The organism is Croceicoccus naphthovorans, from assembly GCF_001028705.1.
Classification (GTDB): domain Bacteria; phylum Pseudomonadota; class Alphaproteobacteria; order Sphingomonadales; family Sphingomonadaceae; genus Croceicoccus; species Croceicoccus naphthovorans.
The window spans coordinates 1,735,292-1,749,096 of sequence record NZ_CP011770.1 but is presented as its reverse complement, the minus strand read 5'-3'; the positions used below and the strand labels follow the sequence as shown (position 1 = coordinate 1,749,096).

Annotated in this window: 14 protein-coding genes; 9 read left to right on the top strand and 5 right to left on the bottom strand. The window is 63.2% G+C overall.

The genetic code is table 11. From position 1 onward, the window contains the following. The first annotated feature begins 138 nt into the window (after positions 1–138). From AB433_RS08890 to AB433_RS08875, 4 genes are all read left to right on the top strand, one after another. Positions 139–933, top strand: coding sequence for a ComF family protein (locus tag AB433_RS08890; RefSeq protein ID WP_047820744.1), 795 nt, complete (start codon positions 139–141; stop codon positions 931–933). 308 nt (positions 934–1,241) lie between these two features. Next, positions 1,242–1,604: a phosphoribosyl-AMP cyclohydrolase gene (gene hisI, locus AB433_RS08885; protein WP_047820743.1), complete on the top strand. Its 363-nt coding sequence runs from the start codon at positions 1,242–1,244 to the stop codon at positions 1,602–1,604. Positions 1,605–1,635: 31 nt separating this feature from the next. Further along, the gene (locus AB433_RS08880) at positions 1,636–2,052 is read left to right on the top strand and encodes a MerR family transcriptional regulator (RefSeq protein WP_047820742.1); all 417 of its coding nucleotides are present in this window, start codon (positions 1,636–1,638) and stop codon (positions 2,050–2,052) included. A gap of 1 nt (position 2,053) precedes the next feature. Further along, positions 2,054–3,859 (top strand): acyl-CoA dehydrogenase C-terminal domain-containing protein, encoded by a 1,806-nt coding sequence (locus tag AB433_RS08875; protein WP_047820741.1) that lies wholly within the window; start codon positions 2,054–2,056, stop codon positions 3,857–3,859. Between the two features lie 72 nt (positions 3,860–3,931). Here AB433_RS08875 and cysK read toward each other — a convergent pair whose 3' ends face one another. The 3 genes from cysK to AB433_RS08860 are packed head-to-tail and all read right to left on the bottom strand — an operon-like array spanning position 3,932 to position 6,834. Then, the gene (gene cysK / locus AB433_RS08870) at positions 3,932–4,849 is read right to left on the bottom strand and encodes a cysteine synthase A (RefSeq protein WP_047820740.1); all 918 of its coding nucleotides are present in this window, start codon (positions 4,847–4,849) and stop codon (positions 3,932–3,934) included. Positions 4,850–4,888: 39 nt separating this feature from the next. Beyond that, positions 4,889–6,172, bottom strand: a complete 1,284-nt coding sequence (locus AB433_RS08865) for an MFS transporter (protein ID WP_047820739.1) — start codon at positions 6,170–6,172, stop codon at positions 4,889–4,891. An 11-nt stretch (positions 6,173–6,183) separates the two neighbouring features. After that, on the bottom strand, positions 6,184–6,834 hold the full coding sequence (locus AB433_RS08860) for a carbonic anhydrase (RefSeq protein ID WP_047823700.1): 651 nt from the start codon (positions 6,832–6,834) through the stop codon (positions 6,184–6,186). A 59-nt stretch (positions 6,835–6,893) separates the two neighbouring features. On the opposite strand from AB433_RS08860, the gene lipA reads away from it, so the two are divergent. Further along, complete coding sequence (gene lipA, locus AB433_RS08855) at positions 6,894–7,856, top strand: lipoyl synthase (RefSeq protein ID WP_047820738.1); 963 nt, start codon at positions 6,894–6,896, stop codon at positions 7,854–7,856. Between the two features lie 13 nt (positions 7,857–7,869). Continuing rightward, positions 7,870–8,313 carry a type II toxin-antitoxin system RatA family toxin gene (locus AB433_RS08850; protein WP_047820737.1) on the top strand — a complete coding sequence of 148 codons (444 nt, stop codon included), beginning with the start codon at positions 7,870–7,872 and terminating at the stop codon, positions 8,311–8,313. Between the two features lie 15 nt (positions 8,314–8,328). Here the strand turns inward: AB433_RS08850 and AB433_RS08845 are convergent, their stop codons facing one another. Both AB433_RS08845 and AB433_RS08840 read right to left on the bottom strand, forming a co-directional pair. Next, a complete protein-coding gene (locus AB433_RS08845; protein ID WP_047820736.1) occupies positions 8,329–8,838 on the bottom strand; it encodes a CinA family protein in 510 nt (169 codons plus the stop codon). 72 nt (positions 8,839–8,910) lie between these two features. Continuing rightward, positions 8,911–10,068 carry a bifunctional 2-C-methyl-D-erythritol 4-phosphate cytidylyltransferase/2-C-methyl-D-erythritol 2,4-cyclodiphosphate synthase gene (locus tag AB433_RS08840; RefSeq protein ID WP_047820735.1) on the bottom strand — a complete coding sequence of 386 codons (1,158 nt, stop codon included), beginning with the start codon at positions 10,066–10,068 and terminating at the stop codon, positions 8,911–8,913. 119 nt (positions 10,069–10,187) lie between these two features. On the opposite strand from AB433_RS08840, the gene dusB reads away from it, so the two are divergent. Genes dusB through AB433_RS08825 form a run of 3 tightly spaced genes read left to right on the top strand, consistent with a single transcriptional unit; the run spans position 10,188 to position 13,788 of the window. Further along, positions 10,188–11,213 (top strand): tRNA dihydrouridine synthase DusB, encoded by a 1,026-nt coding sequence (gene dusB, locus AB433_RS08835; protein WP_047820734.1) that lies wholly within the window; start codon positions 10,188–10,190, stop codon positions 11,211–11,213. After that, the gene (locus AB433_RS08830) at positions 11,210–12,337 is read left to right on the top strand and encodes a two-component system sensor histidine kinase NtrB (RefSeq protein ID WP_047820733.1); all 1,128 of its coding nucleotides are present in this window, start codon (positions 11,210–11,212) and stop codon (positions 12,335–12,337) included. The genes dusB and AB433_RS08830 overlap by 4 nt, the downstream gene beginning before the upstream one ends. Then, entirely contained in the window at positions 12,334–13,788 is a 1,455-nt protein-coding gene (locus AB433_RS08825; protein WP_047820732.1) for a sigma-54-dependent transcriptional regulator, read from the top strand. Before AB433_RS08830 ends, AB433_RS08825 begins: the two co-directional genes overlap by 4 nt. Positions 13,789–13,805: the final 17 nt, after the last annotated feature.

Here is a 13,805-nt window from a genome sequence, read left to right as displayed (position 1 = left end):
CGGCCATCCGCGCGCGAGCGTTTAGGCGGCGGCGGGGCGAGAAGATGACGGGCGGTCCCTGCATGGCGAGCGCCTGTGCCGGGGATGCGGACGATGTGCAAGCTTGCCTGTCGCGCAAGTGCAGGCCATTCGAACGGGGTGTCGCTGCGCAAGTTCTTGTCTCCGCTGATCGATTTCGCCTTTCCGCCGCGTTGTCCGGGGTGCGGCGATGCAATTGTCGCGGACGGGCCGAATGGCGACGATGCCTTTTGCACGGCTTGTTGGACGACGTTGCAGATCCCCGGCGAACCGGCCTGTGCCGAGTGTCAGCATCCGTTCGGGGCCGATCATCTGGGGCATGATGCGCTGTGCGCGCGGTGCCTGATCGATCCGCCAATGCATGACGGTATCGTTGCCGCCACCATCTACGGATCGGTGTCGCGCGATATGGTGCTAAAGCTCAAACATGGCGGCAGGATTGCATTGGTCGGACCGATGGGGCGCACCTTGGCCAGTCGCATTGGTGATAAGGCGGGGCACGAACCTATCGTCGTGCCGGTTCCGCTGCATCGCGGCAGATTGTGGCGGCGGGGTTACAACCAGTCGGTGCTGATGGCGCGGGCCATTGCGAAGGCCAAAGGCTGGGCGCTGCAACCCGATCTGCTTGTACGGAAACGGCGCACACCCAGCCTTGGCGGGCTGGACCCGGACCAGCGGCGCAAGGCGTTGCGCGGCGCTATTGCGATGGGCAAGCGATCGGAGGTCAAGGGGCGCACCGTCCTTCTTGTCGACGACGTGTTGACCAGCGGGGCGACGAGCGATGCCTGTGTTCGTGTTCTGAAGAAGGCAGGGGCAGAGCGAGTCGTCATCGCCTGCTACGCGCGTGTTTTGCACGCCGATCCAGTGCCGAAACGCGAAACGCCCGAGGCCGCAAGGCCCCGGGCGTCCGCGTGACTTGACCGGGCAAATGGCGCTACAGGGACCCGTCAATCCCGAGCGGCCACCCGATCCCCCTCTTGATAAGCGACGCCCCCCGGCGCCACCGATCCCTGAACGTCGACCGCGTCAGACAATGTCTGCGACAACGCCAAGCCTTGTTAGGCTCCTCGGCTCCCTCAAGCCGTGACGGGTTTGTGCCTCAACAGCCGTCGTCAGGAAAGGGTCGCGGCGAATTGCGCATAGAAATTGTGCAACACTGTGCCTAACGTGCAACATCCTTATCGTGGCTCCACCCGTAGCAGCTATTTTGGAAAGTCAGGACGATGACCGATACGATCGAGACAACCACTGAATTTCGCCCGAAATTCGATGAGAAGGGCCTGCTGACCGCCGTCTGTCTAGACGCTGGAACCCGCGATGTCCTGATGGTGGCTTTTATGAATGTCGACGCCCTTGCCAAGACAAGGGAGACCGGATTTGCATACTTTTGGTCCCGCTCACGCCAGAGCCTGTGGAAGAAAGGCGAGACATCCGGGCACGTCCTGACCGTGAAGGACATTCTGGTCGACTGCGATCAGGACTGTCTGGTGTTGGTCTGCGATCCGGCGGGGCCAGCCTGTCACACCAATGCGCCGACTTGTTTCTATCGCAGGCTGACCGATGATGGGCTTGAAATGATAGGTTGACGTTAACGTAAACGTCAGCTAGATAGGATGCATGGCCAGCGCCCCGAAAAACACGCCTGACGATTCGAGAACCTGGACGATCGCCGATCTCTCTTCAGAGTTTGGCGTGACAGCTCGCGCCCTACGTTTTTACGAGGAAAAGGGCCTGCTCTCACCAGAGCGTAAGGGCACGCAGCGCATTTATTCCGCCCGAGACCGGGCGCGCCTGCACTGGCTCGAGCGGGCCAAGAGCGTGGGATTTTCGCTGAACGAGGCGGGCGAGATGCTTGACCTGTACGACATCGGCGACGGACGCCGCACCCAGCGCCAGATCACCGTGGAACGATGCCGCGAACAACGCAGCAAGCTGCAACGGCAGCGCGACGATATCGACTGGGCCATCCAGGTGCTCGACGACTTCATTGACGAAGTCGAGAGCAAGATGACCCCGAAAACCGAAGAGGACTGAAATGCCGACTTACACCGCCCCCGTCCGCGACACGCGGTTCGTGCTCGAAAACGTGCTCGATCTGCCCGCACTGGCTGGCACCCCCGGGTTCGAGGATTTCGACGCCGACATGATCGCGCCGATCCTTGAAGAAGCGGGCAAGTTCTTTGCCGAGGTCGTCGCGCCGACCAACCTGCCGTCGGACCGTCAGGGCTGCACCCGCAATCCCGACGGAACGGTGACGTGCCCCGATGGGCTGAAGGACGTGTACGACCGCGTACGCGAGGCGGGCTGGCTGACCCTTTCGCTGCCGCTGAAGCATGGCGGGCAGGGCATGCCGGGCGTGCTGGGCATGGCGGTGGAGGAATACTTCACCTCGGCCAACATGGCTTTTGCCATGACTTCGGGCCTGACCGCCGGTGCCGTAGAGGCGATCATGGCGCGCGGCAGCGAAGAGATGCAGGCGCTTTATGTGCCAAAGATGATCAGCGGTGAGTGGTCGGGCACGATGAATCTGACCGAGCCGCACGCGGGCACCGACCTTGGCCTGCTGCGCACCCGCGCCGAACCGAACGGCGACGGCAGTTTCGCGATCACCGGGTCGAAGATATTTATTTCGTCGGGCGAGCATGATCTGACCGAAAACATCATCCACCTCGTCCTGGCCCGCACGCCCGATGCGCCGAAGGGGACCAAGGGCATCTCGATGTTCGTCGTACCGAAGTTCATCCCCGATGCCGATGGCAATCCGGGGGAGCGCAACAGCTTCTCCTGCGGGTCTATCGAAGAGAAGATGGGCATCCACGCCAATCCGACCTGTTCGATGAACTATGAGGGCGCGACGGGCTGGCTTGTCGGTGACGAGAACAAGGGCCTTGCCGCAATGTTCATCATGATGAACGCGGCCCGGCTCTGGGTTGGACTGCAAGGGCTGTCGCAGGCGGAAAATGCCTATCAGAACGGCGCTGCCTATGCGCTGGATCGTCGTCAGGGTCGTTCGCTGACCGGGGCCAAGGATCCGAGCGAAAGCGCCGACCTGCTGGTAGTGCACCCCGACGTGCGCCGTATGTTGATGGACGGTCGCGCTTGGACTGAAGGGATGCGCGCGCTGGCGCTGTGGACCTGTATGCAGATCGACATTGCCGAGGGCAGCGACGACGAAGCCGCGCGCCAGAAGGCGGACGACATGGTCCAGTTGTTGACCCCGGTGGTCAAAGGCATCGGCACCGACATCGGATCGAACGTCGCCAACGATATGCAGCAGGTCTGGGGCGGGCACGGCTATATCGAAGAAAACGGCATGGCCCAGTTCGTTCGCGATGCCCGGATCACGCGCATCTACGAAGGTGCCAACGGCGTTCAGGCAATGGACCTTGTCGGGCGGAAGCTGCCGATGCACGGCGGTCGCGCTATTCAGGCCTTATTCGCGGAGGTCGATGCGGACGTCGAAAAGGCTTCGGGCGACGAGCGTCTGGCCGAGATCGCAACCGCGCTGGGCAAGGCGAATGGCGAATTGAAAGCCGCTTCAATGTGGCTGATGCAGAATGGCCCTGCCAATCCGAACAACGTCGGCTCCGCTGCCTATTTCTACATGGAAATGCTGGGGCTGGTGTCGATCGGATGGATGTGGCTGCGCTCTGCCGTCGCGGCGGCAAAGGCGCTGGACGAGGGGGCAGAGGACGCCGCGTTCATGGAGGCCAAGTTGCTGACCGCGAAACATTTCGCTCTGGGCCTTTTGCCCGATGCCGGTGCGCTTCGGCGCAAACTTCAGGCTGGGGCAGACACGATCATGGCCATGCCCGCCGATAGCTTCCTGCGCGCAGGTTGATCGGCCAACCCTTCGGAGCAGCATCGCGGTCGACCGGCCCCTTCCGGTCGATCGCGATCTGCGTTTTGGCGCTTATTCCGGCAGAAAATCGGGGACCGAGAGATAACGCTCTCCGGTGTCGTAGTTGAAGCCGAGCACCCGCGATCCGGCGTCCAGGTCGGGCAGCTTTTTCGCGATGGCCGCCAAGGTCGCGCCCGAACTGATGCCGACCAGCAACCCTTCGGTCGTGGCGCATTTTCGGGCCATGTCCTTGGCATCTTCGGCAGAGACCTGAATGGCCCCGTCTATGGACCGGGTGTGCAGGTTTTCCGGGATGAACCCTGCGCCGATGCCCTGAATCGGGTGCGGGCCGGGCTGCCCGCCGCTGATTACCGGCGAAAGCTCGGGCTCCACCGCATAGGCCTTCATCCCGCTCCACTTTTCCTTCAGCGCCTCGGCACAACCGGTCAGGTGGCCGCCGGTGCCGACGCCGGTGATCATCACGTCGATGGGCGTGTCGGCAAAGTCGGCGATGATTTCCTGCGCGGTCGTTTTTACGTGCACCGCGACGTTGGCGGGATTTTCGAATTGTTGCGGCATCCAGCTGTTGGACGTTTCGGCCACGATTTCCTGAGCGCGGGCGAGGGCGCCCTTCATACCCAGTTCGCGCGGGGTCAGATCGAACGTGGCGCCATAGGCCAGCATCAACCGCCGCCGTTCGATCGACATCGATTCGGGCATGACAAGGATCAGCTTGTAGCCCTTGACCGCGGCGACCATGGCCAGCCCGATACCGGTATTGCCCGACGTCGGTTCGACGATGGTGCCGCCCGGCGTCAGCTCGCCGTCGGCCTCCGCCTGCTCGACCATGGCCAGCGCGATGCGATCCTTGATCGAACCACCGGGGTTCGACCGTTCCGACTTGATCCAGACTTCGTGGTCGGGAAAGAGCCGCGACAGGCGAATGTGCGGGGTGTTGCCGATGGTGGCGAGTACGTTGTCAGCCTTCATGGTCGCGGGCTCCTCTATGCTGGCACAGCCAGGTCCTGATCACTCCCGATAAACGGGTGCGAATGTCCGGGCATTCTTCAGTTCGGGGAACCAGAACGCCCATATCACGGTCACCAATATCGCGCCCGCGCCGCCGAAAACAACCGCTCCCGTCGCGCCGAGTAGCGCGGCGGCGATGCCGGACTGCAATTCGCCCAGTTCATTCGAAGCGGAAATGGCAAGGCCGGAGATCGACGACACCCGCCCGCGCATGGCATCGGGCGTGTTCAACTGGATCAACGAGGTTCGCACGAAGACTGAAATCATGTCGGCCGCGCCCAGCACGATCAGCACGCAAAGGCTAAGGATCAGCTCCCTCGAAAACCCGAAGGCGGCGGTGGCAAGGCCATAGACGCCGACCGCGATCAACATCTTCACCCCGACGTTCTTTTCCAGCGGCTTTACCGCTAGCCAAAGCGCGACAAGGCCCGCGCCGATACCGGGGGCTGCACGCATCCAGCCGAGGCCGACCGGCCCGACCTCCAGAATATCGCGCGCAAACACCGGCAAAAGCGCCGTCACGCCGCCGAGCAGAACGGCAAACAGGTCGAGAGAGATCGCGCCCAAGAGGAAGCGATCTTTCCAGACGAAACTGAACCCCTCGCGAATTTGCCGCCACGGATGCGCCTTGCGGTCGACATCGGGTCGCCGCACGGGCCGGATCAGCGATACGAGCAGGACCGAAAGCGCCATCAACCCGACCGCCACGATATAGGGCAGGCTGGGGAATACGGCATAGAGCAATCCGCCCACGGCAGGGCCGAGGATCGAGGCGAATTGCCATGCCAGCGAATTGACCGCGATGGCGCGCGGAATGACCGGCGCGGGGACCAGGTTCGGGGCCAGCGAGCTCATCGCAGGGCCGAAGAAAATCCGCGCCACGCCGTGCAGCGCCGCGAACAGGAATAGAAGCGGCAGGCTGAGCGCTTCGTAATACGTCGCCAAACCCAGCCCTGTGGCCACCAGCATATCGACGCCGATGGCAATGGCTGCCACTCTGCGTCGGTCGAACCTGTCGGCGATCAGGCCCGATACCGGCGTCAACAACAGCAGCGGCACGAATTGCACGAAGCCAAGAATGCCCAGCTGAAACGCCGCCGCGCTTCGGCTCATCCCGTAATCGCTGCGCGCTATGTCATAAACCTGCCAGCCCAGTACAACGACGATCGACATCGTGGCGATAACGCCCGCGAAGCGGACGACCCAGAACAGGCGGTAATCGCGATAGGCCAGCGGGTGCCGCGGGGCAGGGCCGCTGACCGTTGCCTCGATACTGTCTTCCATTCCGCCCCGGCTCAGGCCGCGGGGCTGAAGGTACCGTCAGCCTCGTCCAGCCAGTGCAGGACACCGTCGGATATGGCAAAGAACCCGCCGCGCAGCTTGATCTTGCCGGTTTTTTCCTTGCTCTGGATGCAGGGGAAGGTGCGCAAGTTGTCGATGCTGACCTGCACGGCGGCCTGTTCCATCGCACGTTCGGCATCGCGGCCCTCTGTACCATGGGCCGAGGCGACCTTATCGCGGGCGTCGTCGAGAAGTTCGATCCAGTCGGCGATGAACCCGCCGCGTCCCGGTTCGGCACCCTGCATCGACCGGCTGAGCGCCGCCTTGCAGCCGCCGCACATGCCGTGGCCCAGCACCACGATCTCTTCCACTTCCAGGACCTGCACCGCAAATTCCAGTGCGGCGGAGACGCCGTGATGGCCGGGCGTCGTTTCGAAAGGGGGCACCATCGCAGCCACGTTGCGGACAACGAAAATCTCACCGGGGTCCACGTCGAATACCTGTGCCGGGTCGACGCGGCTGTCGGAGCAGGAGATGACCATTACCTTTGGCGACTGGCCTTCTTTCAACTGAAGCCAGCGTTCACGCTGGGGATGCCACAGCTTTTCCCGGAAACGGTGATACCCTTCGTTGAGGGCGGCGAATGCGTTGTTCGAATCGGTCATGATCATGCCTTTGCCGCCAAGCATTGCGACTGGCAAGCGAGGGGCCTATGTGGACCCCTATGAACGAGATCCCCGCAGCAGCAGACCTGAAGTCCGATCAGCAGAAGGCAGAGCAGGCAGAGCGCCGCCGCAAGCCCGATTGGATTCGCGTGAAAGCGCCGACCAGCAAGGGTTATGCAGAGACGCGCCGACTGATGCGCGACCTGAAGCTGAACACGGTTTGCGAAGAGGCGGCATGCCCGAACATCGGTGAATGCTGGACGAAAAAGCACGCCACGGTGATGATCCTTGGCGACGTCTGCACCCGCGCCTGCCGGTTCTGCAACGTGAAGACGGGGATGCCGCGCGTGCTGGACCCGATGGAGCCGGTCAACGTCGCTACCGCCGCTGCCGAGATGGGTCTGGAGCACATCGTCATCACCTCTGTCGACCGTGACGACCTACCCGATGGCGGGGCCGGGCATTTCGTGAAGGTGATTCAGGAACTGCGCGCGCGCGCACCGAATACCACGATCGAGATCTTGACCCCCGATTTTCGCGGCAAGATGAAAAGGGCCGTGGCCCAGATCGTCGAGGCACGTCCTGACGTTTACAACCACAACCTCGAAACCGTGCCGCGCCTGTACCCAACGGTCCGTCCGGGTGCGCGTTACTATGCGTCGCTCCGCCTGCTGGAAGAGGTGAAGAACCTCGATCCTTCGATCTTCACCAAGAGCGGGATCATGCTGGGGCTAGGCGAACAGCGTCTGGAAATCCATCAGGTGATGGACGACATGCGCAGTGCCGACATCGATTTCCTGACGATGGGTCAGTACCTGCAACCTACGCCGAAGCACCACAAAGTCATCGACTTCGTGACGCCGCAGCAGTTCGATGCGCTGGGCTCTATCGCGCGGGCCAAGGGCTTTTTGCAGGTCGCGTCCAGCCCGCTGACCCGGTCGAGCTATCACGCCGGTGACGACTTTGCCGAAATGCGCGCAGCGCGAGAGGCGAAGCTGGCGAAAGCCAACGCCGGCAAGTGAGGTTCCGCGACTGATGCCCAATATTCGCGAGTCGCGCGAACTGCCTTACAGCGCCGAACAGATGTTCGACCTTGTGGCCGATGTCGCGAAGTATCAGAAATTCCTGCCATGGGTGGTGGCGACCCGCGTCCGCTCCGACAGCGAGACTGAGATGGTCGCCGACATGATGGTCGGTTTCAAAGCGCTGCGTGAAAAATTCACGAGCAAGGTGCACAAGGAACGCCCGACGCGAATCGTGGTCGAATATGTCGACGGGCCGTTGAACCATCTGGAAAATTCGTGGCATTTCGAACCGCTCGGCCCGGGACGCTGCCGGATCGACTTCTGCGTCGATTTCACGTTTCGCAGCGCGGTGTTCGAAACGATGGCCGGGGCCTATCTCGACCGCGCATTCCGCAAAATGGTCGGCGCGTTCGAAACGCGGGCGGGCGAGCTTTACGGCCAACCCGCCGCCTGACCGACAAACCCAGGCTCAGTCTTGCGGCAGCAGCAGTTCCAACGCGCACAACGCGGCCTGGTGTCGCACTTCGGGCCGACCTTTGCATTCGAACTTCCGCAGTTCTGCAGAGGGTTCTTGATCGTCGGGCTGCTCACGCTCAGCCCGCGCGAATACGACGGTGCCGACGGGCTTTAGCTCCGATCCGCCATCCGGCCCGGCAATTCCGGTGATCGCCACGGCCAGATCGGCCTGTGAATTCTTAATTGCGCCGTTCGCCATCGACCATGCAACGGCCACGGATACCGCGCCAAACGTCTCGATCAGGTCGAGCGGGACAGACAGCATCTCCATCTTGGCGTCGTTCGAGTAGGACACGAAGGCCCGGTCGACGACCGCCGACGATCCGGGAATTTCGGTCAGCGCAGCAGCAACAAGACCGCCGGTGCAGCTTTCGGCAATGGCGACGGTGGTGCCGCGCGCCTTGTGCGCCTCTATGACCTGACGGGCCAAATCGACAATATCGGGGGGAAGCAAGGAATCCATGAAGTTCGTCTGTCCGCGTTTCGTGGCAGAATTATGGGGCCTATGCGATTTCGCCACTCACAACCAAGAGTGTCACGTCCGGCAGAGCAGGACCTGTGCCTGCGCCGCGATGCCTTCACCGCGACCGGTAAAGCCCAATCGCTCTGTGGTCGTCGCCTTGACCGATACGGCAGAGATGTCAACGCCCAACAGGCCCGCGACCCGTTCCTGCATGGCCTGACGGTGGGGGCCGACCTTGGGCGCTTCGCAGATTATCGTCACGTCGGCATTGCCGATTGTGTAACCGGCCCCGCGCGCAAGTTCGACTGCATGGGTCAGGAACAAATGCGATTCGGCCCCCTTCCACTGAGGGTCGGATGGCGGGAAGTGCTGCCCGATGTCACCCAGCGCCGCCGCGCCAAGGATCGCATCGGTAAGAGCATGAAGCGCAACGTCGGCGTCGCTGTGGCCCGACAGGGATCGGTCGTGCGGAATGTGAACGCCGCAGAGCCACACGCCCTCTCCGGGGGCGAGGCGGTGGACATCGTAACCGCTGCCGATCCGCATGGATGGTCCGCCGAAGCGCGCCTCTGCCAAGGCGAAGTCCGCCGGGTGGGTCAGCTTTTCGAGCATGGTGTCTCCCTTAACGATGGCCACGCTGCCGCCCATCGCCCGGAGCATCTGGGCATCGTCCGTCGCCTCGCGATCAGCGGGCCATGCGCGGTGGGCAGAGAGGATGGCGTCGCACCGGAACGCCTGCGGTGTCTGAACGCGCCACAGGCCTTCGCGCGAAACGGTTTCGCCAAGCGTGTCGTAGCCGCGCGCCAAGGTGTCGACGACGGGCAGGGCAGGGATTGCGCCCTCGTACGCTCCAAGGCCAGCCAATAGATCGTCGATGACCGTTTCTGGCAGGAATGGCCGGGCGGCATCGTGGATCAACACCGCACCGACATCGCCGTCGGTTTCCAGGGCGCACAAGGCATTTGCCACCGACTCGCGCCGAGACGCGCCTCCGATGACTGATCGCGGCAAAGGCGCTGGGCCGACTGCTCTTGCCAGCGCGTTCTCCTGCCCCTCGGCAATCGCAACCACCACGTCATCGATACCCGGATGCGCGCGAAACCGGTCGACGCAATGGCCGATAAGGCTGCGACCCGCGACAGTGCGAAATTGCTTTGGCACGTCACCGCCTGCGCGTTCGCCCTTTCCGGCGGCGACGATTACCGCGACGGTCTTCTTCCCATTCATCATCGCGCCGTGGCATAGACCGGGCCGTTGCCGCAATCCAGCCCACTCTGGCCCATCCGCGCCCCCTTGCCGATAACGCGGCGATCCCGTATGGGCTGCCTAAATTTTAGGCACATTCGCAAATGCAATATCCGACTCCCCCCTCGCTCGCCCCGATCCAGATCGGGCCGGTCCGCGTCGAAACGCCGGTGATCCTCGCGCCCATGACGGGCGTGACCGATCGCCCGTTCCGCACGCTGGTGCGCCGGTTCGGCTCCGGCCTCAACGTGACCGAGATGATCGCCAGCCCGGCGATGATCCGCGAAACGCGCCAGTCGCTGCAAAAGGCGGACTGGGACCCCATCGAGAAGCCGGTTTCGCTCCAGCTGGCTGGCTGCAGCCCGAACGAAATGGCGGAAGCGGCCAAGCTGAACGCCGATCGCGGTGCGGCAATCATCGACATCAACATGGGCTGCCCGGTGAAGAAGGTCGTCAACGGCGATGCGGGCAGCGCGCTGATGCGCGACCTGCCGCTGGCGGCCAGCCTGATCAAGGCAACGGTCGGGGCGGTGTCGGTGCCCGTTACCGTGAAGATGCGCATGGGCTGGGACCATGCCAGCCTGAATGCCCCGGAACTGGCGCACATTGCCGAAGACCTGGGCGCGAAACTGATCACCGTTCACGGACGTACGCGCAATCAGATGTACAAGGGCAGCGCCGACTGGGCCTTCGTTCGCAACGTAAAGAACGCGGTCTCGCTGCCGGTGATCGTCAATGGCGACATCTGCGATATCGACGACGCGGCGACCGCGCTGGAACAAAGCGGCGCGGATGGTGTGATGATCGGGCGCGGTGCCTATGGCAAACCGTGGCTGCTGGGGCAGGTGATGGACTGGCTGGGTGAACGCGACGTTCGCCGCGATCCCACGCTGGCCGAACAGTACGATCTCGTCATCGAACACTATCGCATGATGCTCGATCATTATGGTCCGCACACGGGCGTGCGGATGGCGCGCAAACATCTCGGCTGGTACACCAAGGGTCTCTCCGGATCGGCAGAGTTCCGCAACAAGGTGAATTTCGTTGACGATGCCGATGACGTGCTGGCCATGTTGGCCGATTTTTACGGCCCGCTGATCGAGGCGGAACCGGAACGGAGAGCCGCGTGATCTTTGGCGGCGATCGGGACGATTTGCCCGATGGGCTGCGCCAGATCGCCAGCCTGCCGCAAGCGGTGGTGCTGCTCCGTCCGGGCTTGAAGATCGCCTCGGTCAATGCGGCGGCGGAGCAGATGCTGGGGCAGGGTGCGCGCCGATTGATCGGCAAGGCGCTGGGCGCGGTGGTCGAATTCGGTGAACCGCGCATCCTGACAATGATGGCCGATAGCGAGGTGCAGATCAGCGCCCGCGACATAGCGGTAAAGCTGGGCAAGGCCGATGCCGCCCGCGTCAACCTCGCCATCGCTCCCGTGATCGGCAATGCCGGCTGGCAGATCATGACGATGACGGTGCCGACCGAGCTGGAGGGGCTGGAAGAGATCAGCCCAGAGGCATCGGAAAACATGGTTCTGCGCGCACCGGAAATCCTTGCGCACGAGATCAAGAATCCGCTCGCCGGTATTCGCGGTGCGGCACAGCTTTTGTCGCGCAAGTTGAAGGCCAAGGACCGCGCTTTGGCGGAACTGATCGCTGACGAGGTGGACCGGATTGCGGGCCTGATCGACCAGATGCAATCGCTGAGCCGCAAGACCCGGGAACCGGGCGGCGTCGTCAACCTGCACGTTGCGGTCCGCAAGGCACGGGCCGTGGTGGAGGCGAGCGGGCTGGATGGCGTAGTTCTGACCGAGGAATTCGATCCTTCACTGCCCGATATCCGCGCCAGTAACGAGATGCTGATGCAGGTCCTGATCAACCTGATGACCAACGCGATCGAGGCGAGCCGGAGCAACGAGGCTCCGGCCGTGCGCCTACGTACGCGATTCGCCAGCGGGATCGCCCTGCTGGACCGGGCGCGGGGCCTGTCGGTTCCCTTGCCGATCGAAATCACCGTTGCGGACAACGGCCCCGGTATCGACCCCGCCGTTCGCGACCACCTGTTCGAACCGTTCGTTACTTCGAAAAAGCACGGGCAGGGTCTTGGCCTAGCGCTGGTGCGGAAACTGGTGCGCGATATGGACGGGCGGATCAGCCACGACCGGGACGAGCGTGGCGGCTGGACCAATTTCCGCATTCACCTGCCCGTTGCGCAGACCGCCGATGAGCCGAAGCCCAAAATCGAGGAAATCCTGACGTGAGCGCGCCGATCCTGCTGGTCGAGGACGACATTTCCATCGCCATCGTCATTACCACGGCGTTGGAGGACGAAGGGCTGGACGTCGTGCGTTGCGACACGATCGAGGCGCGCGACCGGTTCCTGGCGAAGGACGGCTTCTCGCTGCTTCTGACCGACGTGAAGCTGAAGGACGGCGACGGAATCGAAACCATCGGCACGGTTCGCGATAACTATCCGGAATTGCCGATCATCATCCTCTCGGCTCAAAACACCCTGGATACCGCAGTTCGTGCGACTGACAGCGGTGCGTTCGAGTACTTCCCCAAGCCCTTCGACCTCGACGAACTGATCCGCGCGGTAAAGCAGGCCATCGGAACATCCGCCTCGCGCCCGGTGCCCGAGCAGGGCGACGATGGGATGGCCCTGCCGCTGGTCGGCCGTTCGCCGCCAATGCAGGCGGTCTATCGCATGATCACGCGCGTTTTGCGCAATGACCTTACCGTGCTGGTGCTGGGCGAATCCGGGACGGGCAAGGAACTGGTGGCAGAGGCGATCCATCAGCTTGGCGGGCGCACCAGCGGGCCTTTCGTCGCGGTAAACACCGCCGCAATTCCCGCCGACCTGATCGAATCGGAGCTGTTCGGACACGAGAAAGGCGCCTTCACCGGCGCGGTGAACCGCCATATCGGCAAGTTCGAGCAGGCCCACGGAGGCACGCTGTTCCTCGACGAAATCGGCGACATGCCGATGCAGGCGCAGACTCGGCTATTGCGCGCCTTGCAATCCGGCATGATCCTGCGCGTCGGCGGGCGAGAGGAAGTGCCGTTCGACGCGCGCATCATCGCCGCGACGAACAAAGATCTGCTGCCCATGATAGAGGCGGGGACGTTCCGCGAGGACTTGTACTACCGCCTCAACGTCGTGCCGATCCAGCTGCCGCCATTGCGGGAACGCGGGGACGACATTGCGGCCTTGGCCCGTCATTTCCTTGCGCAGGCGGCGCGCGATGGTCTGCCCGGACGGGCCTTGACCGAGGATGCGGCGCAGATGCTCTGCCGTCAGCCATGGCGCGGAAATGTCCGCGAATTGAAGAACTTCATCTTCCGCCTTGCCCTGTTGGCGCGAGAGGATGTGATCGACGCCAAGGCCGTGCGCGCCGTTCTGGAGACAGACGGTTACAGCCAGATGCCCGCAATCGCCCCGCCGGGAAGCGGCGACACGCCGGAGCGCGGGGACGACCTGTCCGGCGCGCTGGGCCGCTGGCTGGCCGCCAATTCGCCGGAGCCGGGGGAGATTTACGCCCGCGCGATGGCCGCATTCGAACGTCCGCTGTTCACGCACATGTTGGATACCACGAGCGGCAACCAGCTTCGCGCCGCGCAGATGCTGGGGATCAACCGAAACACCCTGCGCAAGCGATTGGTCGAACTCGACATCGACCCAGAGGAATTCTCTCCGCGAGGCACTGGTTAACGCAATCCGGTGGAGCC

Coding starts and splice junctions, on each gene's coding strand:
- AB433_RS08845 (WP_047820736.1), bottom strand. CDS start 8,838: ATGGATTCCTTGCTTCCCCCCGATATTGTCGATTTGGCCCGTCAGGTC.
- lipA (WP_047820738.1), top strand. CDS start 6,894: ATGAACGAGATCCCCGCAGCAGCAGACCTGAAGTCCGATCAGCAGAAG.
- AB433_RS08875 (WP_047820741.1), top strand. CDS start 2,054: ATGCCGACTTACACCGCCCCCGTCCGCGACACGCGGTTCGTGCTCGAA.
- AB433_RS08860 (WP_047823700.1), bottom strand. CDS start 6,834: ATGACCGATTCGAACAACGCATTCGCCGCCCTCAACGAAGGGTATCAC.
- hisI (WP_047820743.1), top strand. CDS start 1,242: ATGACCGATACGATCGAGACAACCACTGAATTTCGCCCGAAATTCGAT.
- AB433_RS08850 (WP_047820737.1), top strand. CDS start 7,870: ATGCCCAATATTCGCGAGTCGCGCGAACTGCCTTACAGCGCCGAACAG.
- AB433_RS08865 (WP_047820739.1), bottom strand. CDS start 6,172: ATGGAAGACAGTATCGAGGCAACGGTCAGCGGCCCTGCCCCGCGGCAC.
- dusB (WP_047820734.1), top strand. CDS start 10,188: ATGCAATATCCGACTCCCCCCTCGCTCGCCCCGATCCAGATCGGGCCG.
- cysK (WP_047820740.1), bottom strand. CDS start 4,849: ATGAAGGCTGACAACGTACTCGCCACCATCGGCAACACCCCGCACATT.
- AB433_RS08880 (WP_047820742.1), top strand. CDS start 1,636: ATGGCCAGCGCCCCGAAAAACACGCCTGACGATTCGAGAACCTGGACG.
- AB433_RS08840 (WP_047820735.1), bottom strand. CDS start 10,068: ATGATGAATGGGAAGAAGACCGTCGCGGTAATCGTCGCCGCCGGAAAG.